Origin of the sequence: Streptococcus sp. 53 (assembly GCF_013276565.1) — a bacterium.
In the GTDB taxonomy this organism is placed as follows: domain Bacteria; phylum Bacillota; class Bacilli; order Lactobacillales; family Streptococcaceae; genus Streptococcus.
Genome location: NZ_VMLG01000046.1, coordinates 1 through 706, shown reverse-complemented (window position 1 = coordinate 706; position 706 = coordinate 1). Strand labels below are relative to the sequence as shown.

General features: G+C 36.5%; 1 pseudogene. It reads left to right on the top strand.

Annotation, left to right across the window (positions count from 1 at the left end):
• Positions 1–706 (top strand): annotated as a pseudogene (locus tag HT722_RS10090) (matrix-binding protein); the annotation flags it as partial.

Here is a 706-nt window from a genome sequence, read left to right as displayed (position 1 = left end):
GCAGAATTAGATAAAGCTGTAGCCGTATTAAAAGATAAAGGCAATACAGAAGGATTAGAAGCAGCTAAAAACGAATTAAAAACAGCAACAGAAGCGACAAACGTTACAGACGGCAAGACAACAGAGTCTGCTGACAAATACAATGAAGCTAAAACAGCAGCAGAAGCAGTAGTAAAAGAAGCAGAAGGCGTGATTGCTGATGTGAATTCAACGACTGAAGATGTTGCGAATGCTCTAACAAAAGTAAATGCAGCCAAAGCAGTGCTAGATGATGCTAAAAGTAAATTAGTAGAAGCAGCCACAACAGCAGAAAAAGCTAAGTTAAAAGCAGATTCTGAAGCATTGAAAAAAGCAGATACAAGAGGTAAAACACCAAATAGTATTGATGCCTATAATACAAAATTTGAAGCGTTAAAAACACAATTAGAAGAAGCAAAAACTGAAGCTGAAAAAGTTTTAGCAAAAGAAAATAATGCGACTAAAGAAGAAGCTAAAGCAGCACAAGCAAAAGTAGATGCAGTAAAAGCAGAATTAGATAAAGCTGTAGCCGTATTAAAAGATAAAGGCAATACAGAAGGATTAGAAGCAGCTAAAAACGAATTAAAAACAGCAACAGAAGCGACAAACGTTACAGACGGCAAGACAACAGAGTCTGCTGACAAATACAATGAAGCTAAAACAGCAGCAGAAGCAGTAGTAAAAGAAG